Annotated in this window: 19 protein-coding genes; 15 read left to right on the top strand and 4 right to left on the bottom strand. The window is 54.2% G+C overall.

What is annotated here, in order from left to right:
• Positions 1-132 precede the first annotated feature (132 nt).
• Positions 133-2,436: a penicillin-binding protein 1A gene (locus ABTW62_RS04870; protein ID WP_430903460.1), complete on the bottom strand. Its 2,304-nt coding sequence runs from the start codon at positions 2,434-2,436 to the stop codon at positions 133-135.
• A 220-nt stretch (positions 2,437-2,656) separates the two neighbouring features.
• Between ABTW62_RS04870 and ABTW62_RS04865 the strand changes: the two genes are divergently transcribed.
• The 6 genes from ABTW62_RS04865 to ABTW62_RS04840 all read left to right on the top strand — a co-directional run bounded on the left by ABTW62_RS04865 (position 2,657) and on the right by ABTW62_RS04840 (position 8,851).
• Positions 2,657-3,778, top strand: coding sequence for a pilus assembly protein PilM (locus ABTW62_RS04865; RefSeq protein WP_430903459.1), 1,122 nt, complete (start codon positions 2,657-2,659; stop codon positions 3,776-3,778).
• A gap of 91 nt (positions 3,779-3,869) precedes the next feature.
• A complete protein-coding gene (locus ABTW62_RS04860; protein WP_430903458.1) occupies positions 3,870-4,475 on the top strand; it encodes a PilN domain-containing protein in 606 nt (201 codons plus the stop codon).
• Positions 4,472-5,083 (top strand): type 4a pilus biogenesis protein PilO, encoded by a 612-nt coding sequence (locus tag ABTW62_RS04855; protein WP_430903457.1) that lies wholly within the window; start codon positions 4,472-4,474, stop codon positions 5,081-5,083. The genes ABTW62_RS04860 and ABTW62_RS04855 overlap by 4 nt, the downstream gene beginning before the upstream one ends.
• 20 nt (positions 5,084-5,103) lie before the next feature.
• A complete protein-coding gene (locus tag ABTW62_RS04850) occupies positions 5,104-5,607 on the top strand; it encodes a pilus assembly protein PilP (RefSeq protein ID WP_430903456.1) in 504 nt (167 codons plus the stop codon).
• On the top strand, positions 5,607-7,757 hold the full coding sequence (pilQ, locus tag ABTW62_RS04845) for a type IV pilus secretin PilQ (RefSeq protein WP_430903455.1): 2,151 nt from the start codon (positions 5,607-5,609) through the stop codon (positions 7,755-7,757). The genes ABTW62_RS04850 and pilQ overlap by 1 nt, the downstream gene beginning before the upstream one ends.
• A 92-nt stretch (positions 7,758-7,849) precedes the next feature.
• Positions 7,850-8,851 (top strand): ornithine cyclodeaminase family protein, encoded by a 1,002-nt coding sequence (locus tag ABTW62_RS04840; RefSeq protein WP_430903454.1) that lies wholly within the window; start codon positions 7,850-7,852, stop codon positions 8,849-8,851.
• 34 nt (positions 8,852-8,885) lie between these two features.
• Here ABTW62_RS04840 and trmL read toward each other — a convergent pair whose 3' ends face one another.
• The gene (gene trmL, locus ABTW62_RS04835; protein WP_430903453.1) at positions 8,886-9,350 is read right to left on the bottom strand and encodes a tRNA (uridine(34)/cytosine(34)/5-carboxymethylaminomethyluridine(34)-2'-O)-methyltransferase TrmL; all 465 of its coding nucleotides are present in this window, start codon (positions 9,348-9,350) and stop codon (positions 8,886-8,888) included.
• A gap of 90 nt (positions 9,351-9,440) precedes the next feature.
• The gene (locus tag ABTW62_RS04830; RefSeq protein WP_430903452.1) at positions 9,441-10,001 is read right to left on the bottom strand and encodes a ComF family protein; all 561 of its coding nucleotides are present in this window, start codon (positions 9,999-10,001) and stop codon (positions 9,441-9,443) included.
• 242 nt (positions 10,002-10,243) lie between these two features.
• Here ABTW62_RS04830 and bioB point away from each other — a divergent pair, with 242 nt between their 5' ends.
• The 5 genes from bioB to bioD are packed head-to-tail and all read left to right on the top strand — an operon-like array spanning position 10,244 to position 14,739.
• On the top strand, positions 10,244-11,251 hold the full coding sequence (bioB, locus tag ABTW62_RS04825; RefSeq protein WP_430903451.1) for a biotin synthase BioB: 1,008 nt from the start codon (positions 10,244-10,246) through the stop codon (positions 11,249-11,251).
• A gap of 5 nt (positions 11,252-11,256) precedes the next feature.
• On the top strand, positions 11,257-12,423 hold the full coding sequence (gene bioF / locus ABTW62_RS04820; protein ID WP_430903450.1) for an 8-amino-7-oxononanoate synthase: 1,167 nt from the start codon (positions 11,257-11,259) through the stop codon (positions 12,421-12,423).
• Positions 12,420-13,190: a pimeloyl-ACP methyl ester esterase BioH gene (gene bioH / locus ABTW62_RS04815; protein WP_430903449.1), complete on the top strand. Its 771-nt coding sequence runs from the start codon at positions 12,420-12,422 to the stop codon at positions 13,188-13,190. Before bioF ends, bioH begins: the two co-directional genes overlap by 4 nt.
• The gene (bioC, locus tag ABTW62_RS04810; protein ID WP_430903448.1) at positions 13,168-14,061 is read left to right on the top strand and encodes a malonyl-ACP O-methyltransferase BioC; all 894 of its coding nucleotides are present in this window, start codon (positions 13,168-13,170) and stop codon (positions 14,059-14,061) included. The genes bioH and bioC overlap by 23 nt, the downstream gene beginning before the upstream one ends.
• Positions 14,062-14,070: 9 nt before the next feature.
• Positions 14,071-14,739 carry a dethiobiotin synthase gene (gene bioD / locus ABTW62_RS04805; RefSeq protein ID WP_430903447.1) on the top strand — a complete coding sequence of 223 codons (669 nt, stop codon included), beginning with the start codon at positions 14,071-14,073 and terminating at the stop codon, positions 14,737-14,739.
• 13 nt (positions 14,740-14,752) lie between these two features.
• Here the strand turns inward: bioD and pip are convergent, their stop codons facing one another.
• Positions 14,753-15,703 carry a prolyl aminopeptidase gene (pip, locus tag ABTW62_RS04800; RefSeq protein WP_430903446.1) on the bottom strand — a complete coding sequence of 317 codons (951 nt, stop codon included), beginning with the start codon at positions 15,701-15,703 and terminating at the stop codon, positions 14,753-14,755.
• Positions 15,704-16,816: 1,113 nt separating this feature from the next.
• On the opposite strand from pip, the gene ABTW62_RS04795 reads away from it, so the two are divergent.
• From ABTW62_RS04795 to ABTW62_RS04780, 4 genes are all read left to right on the top strand, one after another.
• On the top strand, positions 16,817-17,026 hold the full coding sequence (locus tag ABTW62_RS04795) for a hypothetical protein (protein WP_430903445.1): 210 nt from the start codon (positions 16,817-16,819) through the stop codon (positions 17,024-17,026).
• Entirely contained in the window at positions 17,023-18,180 is a 1,158-nt protein-coding gene (locus tag ABTW62_RS04790) for a patatin-like phospholipase family protein (protein WP_430903444.1), read from the top strand. The genes ABTW62_RS04795 and ABTW62_RS04790 overlap by 4 nt, the downstream gene beginning before the upstream one ends.
• 9 nt (positions 18,181-18,189) lie before the next feature.
• Positions 18,190-18,903, top strand: coding sequence for a TerC family protein (locus ABTW62_RS04785; protein WP_430903443.1), 714 nt, complete (start codon positions 18,190-18,192; stop codon positions 18,901-18,903).
• Between the two features lie 192 nt (positions 18,904-19,095).
• Entirely contained in the window at positions 19,096-19,521 is a 426-nt protein-coding gene (locus ABTW62_RS04780; RefSeq protein ID WP_430903442.1) for a universal stress protein, read from the top strand.
• Positions 19,522-19,560: the final 39 nt, after the last annotated feature.

Below are 19,560 nucleotides of genomic sequence, written 5' to 3'. Positions count from 1 at the left end.
TAGTTAAGCGCGGGTGAGACCCAATACCCTGACCGGGAATTTCCGACATGAGCGCTATAGATTTGATCCCGGTCTGATGGCGGTGGTCAGTGCCCCGCCCCTCAGGTGTCAGTACAGGATCTTTATGGACACTCAGAACAGCTGGTTTTCGAGCTGATCAGTGATGCCGAAATCCCGGTACAGATAATCCGTTTCGGGAGGCAGCTGTTCTTGGAAAAAATATTCATTGATCGTTCCATATTCATCCCTCAAGCCCGTTTCTGGATTGATTTTTGCAACCACGACCCCCCTGGGTGGAGAAGGATTGGCAACGGGTGTGGATTTAAGTGCGCTGGCCATGTAGTCGATCCAGATGGGCAATGCTGTCCGCCCCCCGGTTTCGTTGCGCCCCATTGATCGGGGATTGTCAAAGCCCATCCAAGCCACTGCCACCAGACTTTTCTGATACCCGCAGAACCAGGCGTCGATATAGTTGCTGGTTGTGCCGGTTTTGCCTGCGATATCGTTGCGGCCCAGCGCTTTTGCCCGGGTGGCGGTGCCTCTTTGGATGACATCTTGCATCATGCTGGACATGAGAAAGGCATTGCGCGGATCAATGACTTGCTTGGCATTTTTGGCCGCAGTGGCAAATCGGGCCCGTTCGAGTACCTTGCCGGTATCGTCCTCGACTCTTTCAATGAAATAGGGATGGATGCGGTAGCCGCCATTGGCAAAGACAGCATAACCAGCAGCCATTTGCATCGGTGTCACCGAGCCGGCGCCAAGCGCCATGGGGAGAACCGGGGCATGCTGTTTGCCATCAAAACCAAAGCGCTGAATGTAGTCCTGAGCGTAAACAGGGCCAATGGCCTGGAGAATGCGGATGGAGGCCAGGTTTTTAGAATGGGTCAGTGCCGTGCGCATCCTGATCGGACCGCTGAATTTGCCGTCAAAATTTTTCGGTTCCCAGGGTTTGCTTCCGGTCTGTTCGGGCCCTAGAAATAGTGGTGCATCATTGATGATGGTGGCTGGTGTGAAGCCCTTTTCAAGCGAGGCGGAGTAAATGAATGGCTTGAAGCTCGATCCCGGCTGGCGCCAGGCCTGCGTGACGTGATTGAATTTATTAAGATTGAAATCAAAGCCGCCGACCAATGCGCGGATGGCGCCATCGGCTGGATCGATTGCAACCAGTGCAGCTTCGATCTGTGGCAGTTGTGCAATTTGCCAGCCATTTTTCCCTGCTTGGGTTATGCGGATCAACGCACCCGGCCGGATCCGCTTATCGCCTAGTTTGGCATCATTGGTCATGAATTTCCGGCCCGGTTTCAGTCCGTTGCCAGAGATTCGAATCGTTTCGCCACTTTTGAGATAGACTTCAATCGAGTCCGTGCTGACGGATAACACCAATGCAGCCAGAATATCGTCACTGTCGCGGATGCCTTGCAGGGTGTTTTTCAGATCTGCGCGTTGCTTGGGCAGCCCGAGAAATGCTTCGGCTCCCCGGTAGCCGTAGCGTTCGTCATAGGTCATCACCCCCTTGCGCAGTGCCTGGTAGGCCGCGTCCTGGTCGGTTTTTCTCAAGGTTGTGTAAACCTTGAAGCCACGCGTGTACGCTTCTTCGCGATAACGCTGGTAGACGACTTGGCGCGCCATTTCAGCCACGTAGCCAGCCGGCATCGCAAATACCCGGACCGGCCGATGGATGGTGATGGGTTGTTTCCTGGCGCGTGCCAGTTCATTTTCTGAAATGTATTCGAGTTCGTGCATTCTTCGCAAAACATACTGCTGTCGTGTTTTTGCGCGTTCCAGATTGACAACGGGGTTGAAACGGGAGGGCGCCTTGGGAAGCCCGGCCAGCATGGCGGCTTCGGCTAGCGTGATGTCACCCAGCGGCTTGTTGAAATAGGTCCGGGCCGCTGCCGCGAATCCGTAGCTCCGCTGTCCGAGGTAGATCTGATTGATGTAGAGCTCGAGGATACGATCTTTGCCCAGGCTGTGTTCAATTTTAAAAGCCAATAAAGCCTCACTGAATTTCCGGGTCAGTGTTTTTTCCTTGGTCAGAAAAAAGTTACGCGCGACTTGCATGGTAATGGTGCTGGCACCCTGGAGCGCGCCGCCAGCTGTGAAGTTGGAATAGATCGCGCGTAAGACACCAATGTAATCCACGCCATGATGCTGGTAGAAACGATCATCCTCGGCTGCCAGAATAGCCTGTCTGAGAGAAACAGGCACTTCAGCAAACTTAACAAAATCGCGCCGTTCTTCACCGAATTCACCAATTAGTAAACCTTCGGCGCTATATATCCGTAAAGGTATTTTGGGGCGGTAATCAGTGAGCGTGTCAAGAGAAGGCAGGGTCGGCAGTATGACCAGTGCGGCAAAGACCAGCAGTAGGGCACTGACCATGCCCACGGCGAACATGGCCAGGAAGATACGGAAAAACCAGCGGAATAGCATTGGAAGTTAGTTTCGGGTCGGTAAAAAATAATTCAACACGGAATTATAAAGGGTCTATCGGTTGTTAAGGCATGCATCAACCCATTACGAAATTTGCCAGGAATCGGCGTCGACTGCGGGTATGTACGTCATTGGGCAAATAAACAGGAGCAGAGCATTGTCGAACGGGCGGTAGCGCCGCGCATTTTTTGAGCAATCCATTCCACATATAACAATAAGTATGGCGTTGAATAAATCAATATTCAAGAAAAATATCAATTTCAGTATTGGTTTGCTGGGGAACGCATCCAGGTTGATAGGTGTGGACGTGGGTGCTGCCTCGGTCAAAATGGTCGAGTTTTCCCGAATGGACAAGCGTGTTCAGGGGATCCGGCTGGAGCGCTACGTGATTGAGCCGATACCGGCGGCAGCCATCCAGGATGGCAACATCAACCAGCTTGACCCAGTGGGAGAGAGCATCCGGCGTGCTTGGCAGCGGATGGACACGCGTCAGAAAAAAATTGCGATGGCGCTGCCGGCAGCGCTTGTGATTACCAGGAAGATCTGTTTGCCAGCAGATTTGCAGGAAGATGATTTGATCTTCCAGGTCGAAACCGAGGCCAGCCAATACATACCGTTTGCGCTGGATGAGGTCAATCTCGATTTTCAGGTCATGGGATCTGTGCCCCATCATCCGGAAAACTTGGAAGTGTTGCTGGTGGCTTCGCGCCGGGACAAAGTCGAAGATCGCGTGGCGGCTGCAATGATTGCAGGTTTGAAAGTGATCGTGATGGATGTCGAGCAGTTTGCGGCCCAAACCATTTTTTCGGAAGTGATCATGCCGCAATTGCCGGGCGGGGGTAGAGATAAAGTGATTGTTTTGGTTGATATTGGTGCCCGCAATACGCGGATCAATGTGCTTGTCAATCATGCGTCGGTGTATATGCGCGATCAGTTTTTTGGAGGTGACCAGCTAACCCAGGCCATCCAAGACCGCTATGGGCTCTCGCTGGCGGAAGCCGAGATGGCCAAGCGCAGCGGAACATTGCCAGAGAGTTACCCGCACGAGGTTTTAACGCCTTTTCGCAGGCAATTGCTGCAGGAAATCACCCGCGCGCTACAGTTCTTTTTTACATCCACCTCATTTGCCCGCGTGGATTATATTTTTCTTTCCGGTGGCTGCGCATGCCTCCCTGGCCTGACGGAGACTATATTCGAACATACGCAAATCACGACGCAACGGGTCAATCCATTCGCAGGTATCGGGTTGTCAAGCCGCATTGTGTCTAGGCAACTCAAGGTGGACGCCCCTGCACTCCTGATTGCCAGCGGGTTGGCCAGGCGTGGTTCTGTGATGCACTGATGCAGAAATGCCTGGCAGGTGGAGGCGGCCGATGATGTATGGCATAACCATGGCAAGAATAAACAACGTGTGATCGATTGAGGCGACCGGCATGATCCGTATCAATTTGCTTCCCTATCGTGAAACTGAACGCCAAGTACGCCGGCGGCAATTTGCCTGGATGGCCGGATTGCTATCGTTGCTGGGTGTACTGGTGGTGTGGGGTGTACATGCCATCCTGGCGACTGGCATCGCGCATCAGGACAAGCGCAATCGGTTTCTGCAGGCTGAGCTGATCAAGCTTGAACGGCAGCTGACTGAAATCCAGGCGATCAGGGAAAAAAACCAGGTGCTGCTGGCGCGCAGGAATGTGGTCGAGAGCCTGCAGGCGAATCGCGTTCAAGTAGTGCAGGTACTGGATCAAATTGCGCGGCGAGTGCCGGAAGGCGTCTATTTGAAAAGTTTCAGGCAGAGCAAGCAGCAGCTTTATCTTGGCGGCTATGCCCAATCACATGTTTGGGTGTCACGCTTGATGCGCAGTCTGGAGGCTTCTCCCTGGTTTGAGTCGCCGTTGCTGATTGAGATCAGGGCGGTTACCGTGAATGGCGCGCGACTCAATGAATTTGATTTGAGTGTCAGGCTTGTCGAGCGACCGGACAGCAGTGCTCAACAAGAAGTGATCGATAGGCATGCTGAACGGGGGAGGAATCAGTCATGAGCCTGCTGGATGAGATTGTCCATATTCGTTTCAGTGAGCCGGGTAATTGGCCGGGAGCGGCCAAGATCTGCGCGCTGGCAGGGTTGTTGGGGAGCATTATCCTGGCGGGGTATTTTCTGGACTGGACAGCGCAGTGGGCAACCTTGGATCAGGCGCGGACGCGAGAGGCCGAACTCAAGAACACTTATTTGCTCAGGAAGCGCAGTGCGATGAATCTCGATATTTTGCGTTTGCAATTGGCAGATGTAGAGCAAACGTTGAGCACCCTGTTAACACAATTGCCCGATAAATCCGAACTGGATGCCTTGTTGGTGGAGATCAATCGTGCTGGACTGGGACGTGGGCTGCAGTTCGAGTTATTCAAACCAGCTGCCCGTGAAATCATCCAGGACTTCTATGCCGAGTTGCCGGTTACATTCAGGGTAACCGGTGGTTATCACGATATTGGCGCCTTTGCCAGCGATCTGGCCTTGTTGCCGCGTATCGTGACGCTGCATGATATAGAAATTATTCCGGGCCAGAACCATCAACTGGTGCTGCATGCGGTTGCGAAAACCTATCGCTATCTCGGTGATGCAAGCGCTGAACGCAATGGAGCACATCCTTGATCGGGCGGCTGAATTTAGGCGTGTCTCTATTGATAATCCTGCTGAGCAGTGGCTGTGGCGAGCAAGGTTATGATGACTTGGAAGCTTTTATCGAAAACCCGGGGGAGGGTTTGCAGGAGGAAATAGAGGCCTTGCCGGCAATGCGGCCGCTCAATGGGTTTGTTTATCAGGCATTTGACCTGCAGGATCCTTTCAGTAATCGTGCAGGCCGGCAGGACAAAACTGTCCGGAATGAACGTCGACCTGATCTGGCGCGCCCCAAGGAGGTACTGGAAAGTTATCCGCTGGAGAATTTGACCATGGTCGGCTCGCTGCAGCGCGGCAGGCATGTCTTTGGCTTGATCAAGACGCCGGATAACAGTATTTATCGAGTCAAAAGGGGGAATTATGTGGGAGAAAATTTCGGCCTGATTGCGGAAATCACCGAAGCGGAGATTACTTTGAGGGAAATCGTGCGCAACGGCGACCATGACTGGACTGAGCGTATGAGCGTACTCATGCTGCAAACGCGGGAGCGGGAATAATGAACTGGATGAAGCTTGAGGCATGGTGCAGCAAAAGGCAGCTGTGGTTCGCCCGAATGATTTTGTGCGCATTAGGGGTTTGTTTGCTGGCGGCGGTCTGGGTGGCGCGCGCAGCGGATGCGTCCATGGTCAAAAACAGTATTCGTGCGCTGGATATATCGGTTCATGAGAATGGCTGGTTGATTGTCAGAATAACACTTGATCAACCGCTCGCGGTGCCTCCTGCCGGCGTATTGTTGAATAATCCTGCGCGTCTCTACTTCGATTTTGATCGGGCTGCCAGTGCGCTTGGAAAATCTGGGGTTGAAGTCAGGCAGGGCGTGCTGCATGGAATCGATGTTGTCCAGACCGAGGACCGAACCCGTTTGATCATGAATTTGTCGAAAGCAGTGGGTTTTGAAAGCACTCTTGACAATCACCACCTGCTGATTGTCCTCAAGGAAGCCGGGCTGGCCTACACACCCTCTGATCCAGCAATGTTTGCCAGTGCTGACGTGCAGCAGGGCCGGACACGGTTGAGCTTGTTGGATGTCGACTTCCTGCGCGGGGCGCATGGCGAAGGGAGGGTCGTGGTGGAGCTGTCCCAGCCTGGAGCGGTTATCGATGTGCATCGTCAGGGTGGCAGGCTGCTGGTGGTGTTTGCAAAAGCTTACTTGCCGCCGAATCTCGAACGGCGCCTGAATGTCATGGATTTTGCCACACCGGTGCAATTTATCGAGGCCATGACAAAGGATGACAGTGTATGGTTGACAATTGAACCCTATGGTCATTGGGCGCATGCAGCTTATCAGACAGGGAGACAGCTGATACTCGAGGTGAGGCCAGTCAATGAGGACGAGCAGATTCCTATCCATAAAAAGCTGGCCAGCGGGGGTTATACCGGAGAGAAGCTGTCGCTCAATTTCCAGGATGTGGAAGTCCGCGCGGTCTTACAAGTGATTGCCGATTTTACCGACCTGAATATCATCGCCAGCGATTCCGTCAAGGGCAGCTTGACCCTGAGGTTGAAGGATGTGCCCTGGGACCAGGCACTGGATATCGTGCTGCAGACAAATGATCTCGATAAGCGCAGAGTGGGCAATGTCATTTTTGTAGCACCAAGAGAAGAAATCGCTGCCCGAGAAAAACTGCAGTTGGAACAACGCCAGCAAATTTCAGAGCTGGAGACATTGCATACAGAAACTTTCAAATTGAATTACAGGACGGCAAGTTCAATTCCGCTCAAAGGCATCCTGAGTCAGCGGGGTGCGGTCGAAATCGATGATATCAGCAATACGCTGACCGTTACCGATATCCCAGCCAGGCTGGCTGAAGTGGCCAAGCATATTGGTCACCTTGATACCCAGGTGCGGCAGGTCATGATCGAAACCCGGATTGTCGAAGCGACCGACACCTTCAGCCGCAATCTAGGCGCCCGTTTCGGCGTGCAGAACGCGACCCGGATCGGGCGACGCAACCTGGGCATTTCGGGGAATCTGGATCATTCCAGTGATCTGGCCGCCGGGATATCGCCCGCGGGCGGGCAAAACCTGAATGTCAACTTGCCGGCCGCGGCGCTGGCCGGGGTTGCCGGCGGTCCGGCCGCGCTGGGTCTGAGTTTGATCAAGATTAATAATGGCACGTTGATCAATCTGGAACTGTCCGCGCTGGAATCGGACAGCAAGGGGCGCATTATCGCCAGCCCACGCTTGGTTACGGCCAACCGGGTGGAGGCGAGTATCGAGCAAGGGACTGAAATACCCTTTCAGATCGTCAGTGCGACCCGGCCGCAGATTCAGTTCAAAAAAGCCGTGCTTGGTCTTAAAGTCACGCCGCAAATCACACCAGATGACAATATCATCATGAAGTTGCAGGTCAATCAGGATACCCGTGGCGAGAATACGCCCGCCGGACCTGCCATCGATACCAAGCAGATCATTACTGAAGTATTGGTGGAGAATGGTGGGACGGTGGTCATTGGCGGTATTTTTGAGCAGATAGAAAAAGAAGATCGCAACCGGGTGCCCTTCCTGGGGAACATACCCATTCTGGGCAATTTATTCAGGAATACAGCAAAACGCGATGACAAGCGGGAATTGTTGATATTTGTGACACCTCGTATCTTGCATGAGAACCTGGGTGGCCGTATACGTTCTGCCTTGAATGACTGAAGGCCTGCCAGGGAAGTGTCAATGATTGGTGGTCGGTGGCACCGCTGGCTGGTTAATCATGACTGATCTTTGTTTATAAATAATATATTGTTATGGAAATACGTATTTTATCTGCAGCTGACATCAGGCAAGTCTTGCCGATGACGGAGGCCATTGCCGGCATGAAGCAGGCTTTTCTTCAGTTGGCAGCGGGGCAAGCGGCAATGCCGCTGCGCAGCCGGTTGGAAGTGACTGCCGTCTCGGGAGAGACGATCGGGACGGTGCTGGTCATGCCGGCACATCTGCAGCAAAGCCGGGGCCTGGCGGTGAAAGTGGTTTCCGTTTTTCCTGACAATCCATCAACGGGCTTGCCATTGATTCATGGGGTTGTCATGGTGCTGGAAGCAGATACAGGCCGGCCGTTGGCGCTGATGGAGGCAGCCTCGCTCACGGCTATTCGTACCGGTGCCGTCTCGGGTGCGGCGACAGATCTGTTGGCCTGCGCTGATGCGAGCATCGTCGCAATCATTGGCAGTGGCGTTCAGGCGCGTACGCAGCTGGAGGCCGTCTGCTGCGTGCGTGATATTCAGGAAGTGCGTATCTATAGTCCAACCACTGCCCACGCTGAGAAGATGGCAGCCGAAATGGCAGGTGCCGGGCCCGTGCCGCAACGCATCGCGGTGGCGGCCAGTGCCGATAGGGCTGTTTCCGGAGCCGATATCATCTGTACGGCCACCACTTCATCCACGCCCGTTTTCAGCGGCAAACAGCTCAAACCGGGTGCCCATGTCAATGGTGTCGGTTCTTATACCGCAGCGATGCAGGAAGTGGATAGCGAGACGGTGCGTCGTGCGCTGGTCGTTGTCGATTCAAGAGTATCAGCGCTCAATGAGGCGGGTGATTTGATCGTGCCCTTGCAGCAGGGGCTGATCACCCAAGCGCATATCCATGCCGAACTGGGTGAGATCCTGTCGGGATCGAAGGCGGGTCGTAGTCGCCCCGATCAGATTACTTATTTCAAATCAGTGGGAGTGGCTGTGCAGGATGTCAGCGCAGCCCATATCGCCTACCAGAATGCCTTGAGTAGGCATTTGGGCGCGGTGGTTGCGCTATAATGCTATGTGCCCCTTGTTGGCATCCATTTGGCCGTTACATTCCGCCCTCGAAACCATTCTGTCGCCAGGCCTCATAAACGATAATCGCAGCAGAATTGGCCAGATTCAGGCTGCGGCGGGCGGGCAGCATCGGGATGCGAATGCGGCGATGATGCGGAAAAGTCTCCAGCAGATCTTTGGGCAAACCACGGCTTTCCGAGCCGAATAAGAAAACATCCTGAGCGCTGTAGCTGATTTGATCGTGATGCTGTGTCGCCTTGGTGGTGACTGCGAAAATGCGCCTGCCTGGCAAATTTGCCAGGCAGGCATTCCAATTGTCGTGGATGATCAGGCAAGCCGATTCATGGTAATCCAGTCCCGCACGCCGTAGCTGTTTGTCGTTCAGTTGGAATCCCAGAGGTTTGATCAGGTGCAAGCGTGTGCCTGTGTTGGCGCATAGGCGGATGATATTGCCGGTGTTGGGCGGGATTTCGGGCTGGTAGAGAATGATTTCGAGCATGCCGGGTTCAACTTCTTTGAATAATGGGTAAGGCTATTGTTGTGTGCGTCATGTGATCAAGCCGGGCGTTGATGGTCGGTCATGCATGGTTCATTGTCCTGCGTTGGTAAGGGAGCGGGGCAGCACGCGTGCCACGACCCAGATGCTGATGCGGGCTGCGCCTTGGCGCTGAATCACGCTGGCCATTTCAGCCAGCGTTGCACCGCTTGTCATGACGTCATCCAGAATCGCAACATGTTGTCCAGAGAAGTCGAGCGCACAGGCAAAGGTGTGCCGGACATTCTTGCGCCGTTTTTTCCAAGAGAGTGCCGTCTGGGAGGGCGTTTCGCGGGTGCGTGTGCATGCATCCGGCAGCAACTTGTTGCCTGTTTTCCGGCATAAATGGCGGCCAATTTCGAGTGCCTGATTAAATCCTCTTTGCCGCAATCTAGCTGGATGAATGGGCACTGGAACGACGCAATCAGGCCGGGTCGTGGATGCAATTTCGGCAGACAGCAAATCGGCCAGGACGGGCGCAAGCGTTAGATCAGCCTGGTATTTCAAGGCCTGGATCATGGCGTCAACCGGGAAGGCATATTGTAAAGCAGCTTTGGCATCTGTCCAGACTGACGGTTTGGACAGGCAGGTGCCGCAGAGGCGCGCAGGGGTCATAGGCAGCAGACAGGCCGGGCAATGCTCGCGAGGCAGCCAGGGCAGGCTGCGAATACAGGCGTCGCATAGAGTCTGATCACAGGCCGCAAGGCATAACAGACATTGCCCGTGCTGAAAGCACTGCCCAAGATTTAATCGTTTGTTCAGAATTTGAGAAAGAAAATTTGACAACTTTGGCGCTATCCCTGATGATTCGGCGGAACTTATTATAACTTGGAGCAAGGCTTTCGCCGTCAACGGACATGGAATCTGGAACTGGTTTAATTTCTGACAAGCAATCAGCGCCGCAATCAGCACATTCGGGTCAATCGGATCGGTCGTTTCGTTGGCCTATTTCGCGCATCCAGGCATTATTGGATCTGCCCTTCGCAGACCTGCTCTATCAGGCGCAAACAATCCATCGCCAGCATCATGAGGCCAATGCCGTGCAATTGTCCACTTTGCTGTCCGTCAAGACCGGCGGCTGTTCCGAGGACTGTGCCTATTGTCCGCAGGCAGCGCGCTATCATACCGGGGTGCAGAATCAGGCGATGCTGTCTCGGGAAGAAGTCGTGGCGGCGGCCAGTCGAGCGAAACAAAGCGGGGCGACTCGCTTTTGTATGGGCGCCGCCTGGCGGGGGCCCAAGCAGCGCGACATCGAGTGCATGGCTGAGATGATCGCTGCGGTCAAGGCATTGGGAATGGAAACCTGCGCCACCCTGGGGATATTGAAACCCGGCCAGGCTGCTCAGCTCAAACAGGCTGGACTGGATTACTATAACCACAATCTTGATACGGCGCCCGAGTTTTATGACGAAATCATCACGACGCGCCATTATCAGGATCGCCTTGAGACGCTGCAGGAAGTGCGTAACGCTGATATCAATGTCTGTTGTGGCGGTATCGTTGGCATGGGAGAGTCGCGTGCAGCCCGGGCGGGCCTGATCGCGCAGCTGGCCAATCTCGATCCCTATCCGGAATCGGTGCCGATCAACTACCTAGTCCAGGTCGAGGGGACGCCGTTGTATGGCACGCCCAAGCTCGATCCTTTTGAATTCATCAGGACCATCGCGGCCGCGCGGATCACCATGCCGAAAGCGATGGTCAGGCTTTCCGCCGGCCGGCAGGAGATGCCGGAGGCGGTGCAGGCATTATGCTTCCTGGCTGGAGCCAATTCCATATTCTACGGTGAGAAATTGCTGACTACGGGCAATCCCGAAGCGGACGACGACATGGCCTTGTTCGAGAAACTGGGTTTGCATGCCTTGTAGGCACTATGCTGACAGATTTGTGTGCGGCGCTGCACACGCGGCAACAGGATGGGCTCTACCGTTCTCGTCCAGTGCTGGAAGGGCCGCAGTCACCACATGTGACGATTGACGGTAAAAATTATCTCGCATTTTGTAGTAACGATTATCTGGGGCTGGCAAATCATCCAGCGCTGATTGATGCCGTTGTGGAAGGCGCGCGGCGTTATGGCGTGGGCGCGGGCGCATCGCATCTGATCAGTGGCCATTCCCGCGCGCATCACGAGCTGGAAACGGCGTTGGCGCAATTTAGCGGATTTCCACGCGCACTGTTGTTTTCAACTGGCTACATGGCCAATCTGGCAGCGGTTACCGCACTGATCGGGCGCGGCGATGCGGTCTTTGCTGACCGGCTTAACCACGCGTCACTCAATGACGCAGCCTTGCTTTCCCGCGCGCAATTCGTTCGTTATCCGCATCTTGATCTGGACGTGCTCGCGCGCCAGTTAGAGAAATTCCCGGCACGCCGGCGTTTGGTCATGACTGACGCGATATTCAGCATGGATGGTGATAGGGCACCGATCGCGGATTTGCTGGCATTGTGTCAGCGTTTCGATGCCTGGTTGCTGCTGGATGACGCGCATGGATTCGGTGTGTTGGGCGAACAGGGCAAAGGTAGCCTGTTTTTTTCCAACGCGCATGGCCAGCAGTATCCCCAGCTCATTTATATGGCGACGCTCGGGAAGGCTGCCGGTGTATCAGGGGCATTCGTGGCTGGGCAATTAGCGGTCATCGAAACGCTCGTACAGCATGGGCGTAGTTATGGCTATACCACGGCAACCCCACCATTGCTGGCACATACGCTGTTGACGAGCTTGCAGTTGATCGAACAGCAGGCCTGGAGGCGAGTGCGGTTACAGTGCCTGATCGAACGGTTGCAGCGAGGATTGCAAGCCCTGCCCTGGGCACTGATGGCCTCGGAGACCCCGATTCAGCCGTTACTGGTAGGGGAAAGTCAGGAAGCCGTGCGACTGAGTATGGCTTTGCGCGAACAGGGCATCTGGGTGCCGGCGATTCGCCCGCCGACCGTGCCACAGGGTCAGGCGCGGTTACGGATAACATTGTCTGCCGCCCATTCGGAAACCGATATCGATCAGCTGGTTAGAGTCTTGCATGAGTTGGCGGATATTTCATGAATGCGATGCATATTGAAACGGCAGGTGATGGTCCCGATCTGGTCATGCTGCATGGCTGGGCCATGCACAGTGGTATCTGGGATAGTGTCGCGGCAAAGCTGCAATCACGCTTTCGTTTGCATCGGATCGATTTGCCAGGCCATGGATTAAGCCGCGCTTGCCAGCTTGACACGCTCGAGGGCGTGGTGTCACGGATTGCTACCCAGCTGCCCGAACGCTGTATCGTGTGTGGCTGGTCGCTTGGCGGGCAGATTGCGATCAAGTTGGCGTTGCGGGTGCCCGAACGCGTGCGTCAGCTTGTGCTGGTTGCCACCACCCCCTGTTTCGTGAAACGGGTTGACTGGCCATGGGGAATGGAGCCACTGACATTGCAGTTCTTCATGGAAAATCTCGCGCGCGACTATCAACAAACCCTGAGCCGTTTTCTGACGCTGCAGGTGAGAGGGGGTGTCGATCAGAGCAAGGTCCTGGCGCAATTGCGCAGTAGCCTCTTGCAACGCGCCCAACCCGAACCAAATGCCCTCCGGGCAGGTCTGCAGATTTTGTTGACGAATGATTTGAGAGCCGAATTGAAGGAGATTATGCAGCCGGTCTTGTTGATACATGGAGAGAATGATGTGATTACACCGATTGATGCCGCCAACTGGATGCAGCAGCAATTCCGCCAGGCGCAGTTAAAGGCTATTCCGCACTGCGGACATGCCCCATTTCTTTCTTTCCCCAGATTGTTCACGGATTGTTTCGATGCTTTACGATCATACCCTTGATAAGCGCCTGCTGCGGCGGGCATTTGAGCAGGCGGCTGCCAGCTATGAGCAGTCGGCCGTACTGCAGCGTGAGATCTGCGATCGCATGCTGTCGCGTTTGGAATATATAAAATATATGCCCGATACGATACTCGATGCCGGCAGCGGACCGGGTTATGGCACACGTCTATTGGCTGCGCGCTATCCCGCAGCCGCGATGATGGCGATTGATATCGCGCAATCGATGCATCTGCAGGCGCGCGCATCTGGGACTGACATGTTGCCTGGCTGGCGGCGATGGCTGCCATTTGTCCACCGTCGCAGCACGGGCTATATTTGCGCGGATATCGAGCAGTTGCCGCTGCACGAAGCCAGCATCGGAATGATCTGGTCTAATCTGGCCATTCAATGGTGCAATGATCTCAAACAGACATTCTCGGAAGCACATCGTGTGCTGAAAGCGGGTGGGTTGCTGATGTTCAGCACCTTTGGGCCCGATACGTTGAAGGAGTTGCGCCAAGCATTCAAACCCGTGGATCGCTTCAGTCATGTCAATCGTTTTACGGATATGCATGACATTGGCGATCTGTTGGTGCATTGTGGTTTTTCACTGCCGGTCATGGATATGGAATACATCACACTGACCTATGATGATGTCAGGGGCGTGATGCGGGATCTCAAGGCAATCGGTGCGCAAAACGTGACGCATGGCCGGCGCCGTGGCCTGACTGGCAAAGGGGTCTGGCAGCAGGTAATCGATCGCTACGAAGCGTTGCGCCAGGATGGCAAGTTGCCGGCAACCTATGAGGTCGTGTATGGTCACGCCTGGAAACCGGAACCACGCACCGTCAGCCTCAAGCCGGAAACCCGGCGCAAGCTCGGATTGGTCTAGCCAGTGACGATGGCTGGATGGTTCGTAACGGGCACCGATACCGGTGTTGGCAAGACGGTCGTCAGCTGCGCGTTGCTGCGGGCCCTGGGGGCAAGCGGTCATTCCGTAGCCGGCATGAAGCCGGTAGCTGCGGGTTGTGAGAATGGAAAATGGCAAGATGTGGAATTGCTGATCGCGGCAAGCAATCATGATGCCTCACGCGCCTTGATCAACCCATACGCCTTCACGGAACCGATTGCGCCACATATTGCTGCGCAGCAGGCGGGTCTGGCAATCGACTTGGATGTGATTCAGCGATCATACGCCAGCCTTCGCTCCCAGGTGGATGTCACAATTGTCGAGGGTGCCGGCGGTTTCCTGGTGCCGTTGGGCAGCCGTCACGACATCAGCGATCTGGCCAGGGCGCTGGGACTGCCGATCATATTGGTCGTCGGGATGAGGCTGGGTTGTCTCAACCACGCCCTGCTGACTCGCCGTGCCATTCATGCCGCTGGCTTGACCTTGGCCGGTTGGGTGGCCAATCGGATCGATCCGGCTATGCTGCAGCCGGAAGAGAATCTCCGTGCGCTGATTGAACGCCTGGATTGTCCCTTGCTTGGCGTTTTACCGTATCAGGCGCCTGTAGACATACCATACATGGCTGGCCAGATCGATCTCTCCAAGCTCGGCCTGGACTGATGCCGGACTGGCTTTACAATTTCGACTTGAAAGCCTCGGTTGCTTTGATCAGCTCGGTTTGAATGCCGGGTTCCCACGCTGAATGGCCGGCATCATTGACGATGACATAGTCTGCTTGTGGCCATGCCCGGTGAAGATCCTCCGCACTAATAATCGGACAGACCGCGTCGTAACGGCCTTGCACGATTACGGCAGGCAGATGATAAAGCTTTTCCACGTTTTCGAGCAGGCTGTTTTCGGGCAGAAAAATGTTGTGAATGAAATAATGCGCTTCCATTCTGGCCAGGCCGAGCGCGACGGAATCGCTGGCGAAATAGTCGACTGTTTCCGGACTGGGCAGTAAGGTGGAGCAACGTCCTTCGTAGCGACCCCATGACCGGGCGGCAGGCATGTGAATCGCAGGATCGGGGTGCATCAGCAAGCGATAGTAGGTCGAAAGAATGTCGCAACACTCGATGGGTGAAAGCGGCGCGACAAATTCACGCCAGGCCTCGGGAAAGAAATTACGCAACCCATACAGAAACCAGTTGATTTCACTCGTCCGGCAAAGAAAGATTCCTCGCAAAATAAATCCCAGGCAGCGATCTGGATGGGTTTCTCCATAGGCCAGCGCCAGTGTGCTTCCCCAGGAGCCACCAAATACCAGCCATTTGTCGATTCCAAGATGCTGTCGCAGCGTTTCGATGTCTTCGATAAGCAGGGGCGTCGTATTATCACGTGTTTCGCCCAGTGGCGTAGAACGCCCGGCGCCACGCTGGTCATAGATGATGATCCGGTAATGGTCAGGGTCGAAGAACTGGCGATGAGCGGGGGTGGATCCGGCCCCGGGTCCGCCATGAAGAAACAGGACAGGCACGCCATCAGGTTTGCCTGATTGCTCCCAGTACATGGTGTGGATACTGTCGAGCGGCAGCATGCCTTGTTCAAAGGGTTCGATGTGAGGGAAAAGCCCAGTATGCGTCATAATGTTTTACAAGGTTATTTGGTTGTATCGACTCAGTTAACCGCTGCTTGTCATCGCAACCGGATCAGACATGCACTTATATGAAGATAAATCGTGCCTGTTTTACTGGTTCAGAGGTCAAATGGCAGTCATTGAGCAGCCGCATGGGTAAGCAGAATAAATGTGCCTTCTCAAGATGATCAATCGCCATCTTGAGAACATGCGGGCAATGCCATTCAGCGCCGGGCAAGCATGTTGTATGAGTATTGACCCGGTTAACTGTTAATGTGAGCCTGAATGTCATGAATATTTTAACCTTTGTGAAAAATTTTATAATCCATGGACTGACGAACCTCGGCTGGTAAAATAGCAAAGCCAGCCATCCGCATGATTCATGCTCGATTATCCGAATAGCATTTACTGCAGCTTCGCATTATACGCTGTTGCGGCAGCTTACCAGGAGCATCTTGCGAAAGTTGTGCGAAAATAGAGACGAGAATGAATGGAGGAAAGCTTATCGGGGATGATTGTCTAGGAGGCTGTCCGAGAATAGACTGATCTACTGCGGACGAGCCTGATTGGCCGGATTTTACGATCTTTTTCGTTAAATAGAACGACTATTCGCCTCAAATGATCGAAAAATCCAACTCAACCAGCCTCGCCCTCGCTACGATCGCTATTCTTGGACAGCCTCCTAGTACTCCGTTCCGCCAATTAGCTTACAAATGAAATCGATGGATTCGCCTGCCAGGCTAGGCGCAAACCGCAGTCATAGCCGTAGCTATGGCGAGGATTTGCAACAACGCATGACAGGCGAAGGCGCGATTTCATGTAAGCGTTTTGGCGGAACGGAGTACTAGCTATCGCACCATAAATAAGCTATTGGCCGGAATTGGAATGAGAATCCGGTTTCCCTGGCTTTTTCACACTGGGTTATTCTATTTTCTGAATCAGCTTCCTATGCAGTGGACTTGCGAATCAGTATAGTGAATAGATGGGAAGAGGAAGGTGAGTTTTGTCATACTTCCATGCGCCGGTCCTGATGTAACCCTTGCAACAACTGAAAGGCCGGGAGGGCATTGGAGCAGAATACCATGCCGCATAATATAGGCGGATAATGGGCGCAATATCAGGATGAGCGATGAAAGTCGTAGCCCCATATGGGCGCAAGTTTTTCAAGTGTCACTCAAATCGAGTCTATGCATGGCTTCAAGCCAGGCGATGGTCAATCGCCCCCAATCTCGTGAGCGATTGACCGTCGCCCCATCCTTTCGTTTGGACAATCTGTCCACGAATGCCGCGTGGCAAGCTGAAAACAATCTGGAGAATACCTGTCGTCTGTGAGTGAAACAACTAAATATCCCTTGTCACGACCCAAGCTTGGTCTCGTGCTAACCGGTGGCGGCGCGCGAGCCGCCTATCAGGTGGGGGCGCTCAGAGCCATAGCCGAAATGCTGCCGCCCCATGCACGCAGTCCTTTTCCCATTGTTTGCGGTACCTCGGCGGGTGCGATCAATGCAGCGGGGATTGCCATGTCCGCAACACATTTCTCGCTGGGTGTGAAACAGCTTGAATCGGTTTGGGGGAACCTGCGCACCGAACAGGTTTATCGTTCTGATCTGACCGGTGTGTTGCAGAATACGTTGCGTTGCATGGGGTCGGTTATCTCCAGCAAAATGGCCGGCAGACCTGTCTCGCTATTGAATAATGTGCCGCTCAAGCGCCTGCTGGGCCGTCATCTACCATTCAGGGGGATACGCAGAAGCATCCACGCGGGTGCGCTGCATGCGCTGGGTATAACCGCCTGGGGATATGCTTCGGGCCAGTCGGTCACATTTTATCAGGGCGATTTGAGCATTACACCCTGGAAACGCGCGCAGCGGATCGGTGTGCCAGTGCGGATCGGGATTCAGCATCTGATTGCCTCGGCCTCGATTCCCTTCATTTTTCCGGCAGTCCGGGTCAATCGTGAATATTTCGGTGACGGTTCCATGCGGCAACTTGCACCATTGAGTCCGGCGCTGCATCTCGGTGCGGAACGGGTATTGGTGATTGGTGTGAACGAAAAAAAGGATATCGATTGTGAACGGGTGAAGGTGACCAGCTATCCACCCATGGCACAGATAGCGGGACATGTGTTGAACAGTATTTTTGTCGATAGTCTCGATGTCGATCTGGAGCGTTTGCAGCGTATCAATCAGACACTGGCCTTGATTCCGAATAGTGAAAAAGAGAAAACGCCGTCACTGCGTCCAATCAATTCCATGGTCATTTCTCCCAGTGAAAAAATCGAAGAGTATGTGCAAGCGCATGCCGACAGTCTGCCGCGCACCATGCGTTATCTGTTCCGGGCTGTCGGGGCAATGAAACCGAACGGCTCGGCCATGCTGAGTTATGTATTGTTCGAGGCGTCTTACTGTCAGGCGTTGATTGATATGGGTTATCGGGATACGTTGCGACGACAGGATGAGATTTACGCATTTATCACCGATGAGTAAGGGAAAAATATGGAAATGACTGATTCCCTGTTTTGGGTGGCGGTTTTTCAGATTATTGCCATCGATATTGTCCTGGGGGCGGACAATGCGGTCGTGATCGCACTGGCATGCCGGCGTTTGCCGGAGACACAGCGTAACCGGGGCATATTCTGGGGAATGGTGGGTGCAATCGGCATGCGTATCATGCTGGTGTTTTTTGCACTCCATTTGCTTTCACTGCCGTTTCTGAAGATTACCGGCGCCATGCTGCTGTTATGGATCGGGGTCAAGCTGTTGCTGCCCGAGCCTGCGAGCGATGGCCCCATCGTGCGCGACAGCCCGACGCTGTTTGGCGCCATCAGGACCATCATCATTGCCGATACGGTGATGAGTCTGGACAATGTCATAGGGATTGCCGGTGCGGCCAGGGATAGTCTTGTCCTGGTCATGTTCGGCCTGGTTTTCAGTGTGCCGATCATTGTCTGGGGAAGCAAAGTGATCATGAAGTGGATGGAGCGCTTTCCTGTCATTGTCATCATCGGCGCCGGGTTGCTTGGCTGGATTGCAGGCGGCATGCTGACAACCGATACCGTCACCTACGATTGGGTAGAAGCCCGGGCTGCCTATCTGCACTGGCTGGTGCCGGCCTGTGGTGCATTGCTGGTGGTGGCGACAGGAAAATGGCTGACAGCCAGAATTCATAAGAAGCTGCGGACAACGGTCGATCTCGTAAACAGAGACTGAGGATCGTCAGCAGCTGCTCGAGCAACTGGCCACGACGGAAAAGCTATATTATCCGGAAACGGGATTGCTGGCGGCCTGGGTCATTGGCAGCTCTCATCGGCCGGCGTGGCTTTGTCCTTGTCCGGGACGGTTTGCCGGCGCATGCCCAAGAGTTTTGTCTGTGATGAAATACACGTGAAGGAGGAGCGCTGCATGTTAAAAATGTTGCTGCCGGTGGATGGATCCGAAGCTTCTGGCCGGGCTGTGGAGCAATTTATGGAACGGCTCGACTGGTATAAGGAAAAGCCAGAGATACATCTGCTGAATGTACGGGTGCCGCTACATGGTGACATTGCCATGTTCATCAACAAGGAAGAAATCGGCAAATATCACCAGGAAGAAGGGCTGAAGGACCTGGGGCAGGCGCGCGCATTGTTGGATCAGGCGAATATCGTCTACCAACATCATATCATTGTGGGAGAACCCGTGACCATGATCGTGCAATTTGCTGCCGAAATGACATGTGATCAGATTGTCATCGGCCCACGCGGGCTGGGCGCAATCAAGGGATTATTGCTTGGCTCGGTTGCCAGCAAATTGATACAGCTCGCAACCACCCCGGTACTGCTGCTCAAATAACGCGCATCGGCCTTGTGAAAAGCTGATGCAGTTAACCTT

This window comes from Nitrosomonas sp. ANs5 (genome assembly GCF_050584665.1).
Taxonomy (GTDB): domain Bacteria; phylum Pseudomonadota; class Gammaproteobacteria; order Burkholderiales; family Nitrosomonadaceae; genus Nitrosomonas.
Note: the sequence above shows the minus strand (reverse complement) of the source record. Positions and strands in the feature narration are given on the sequence as shown.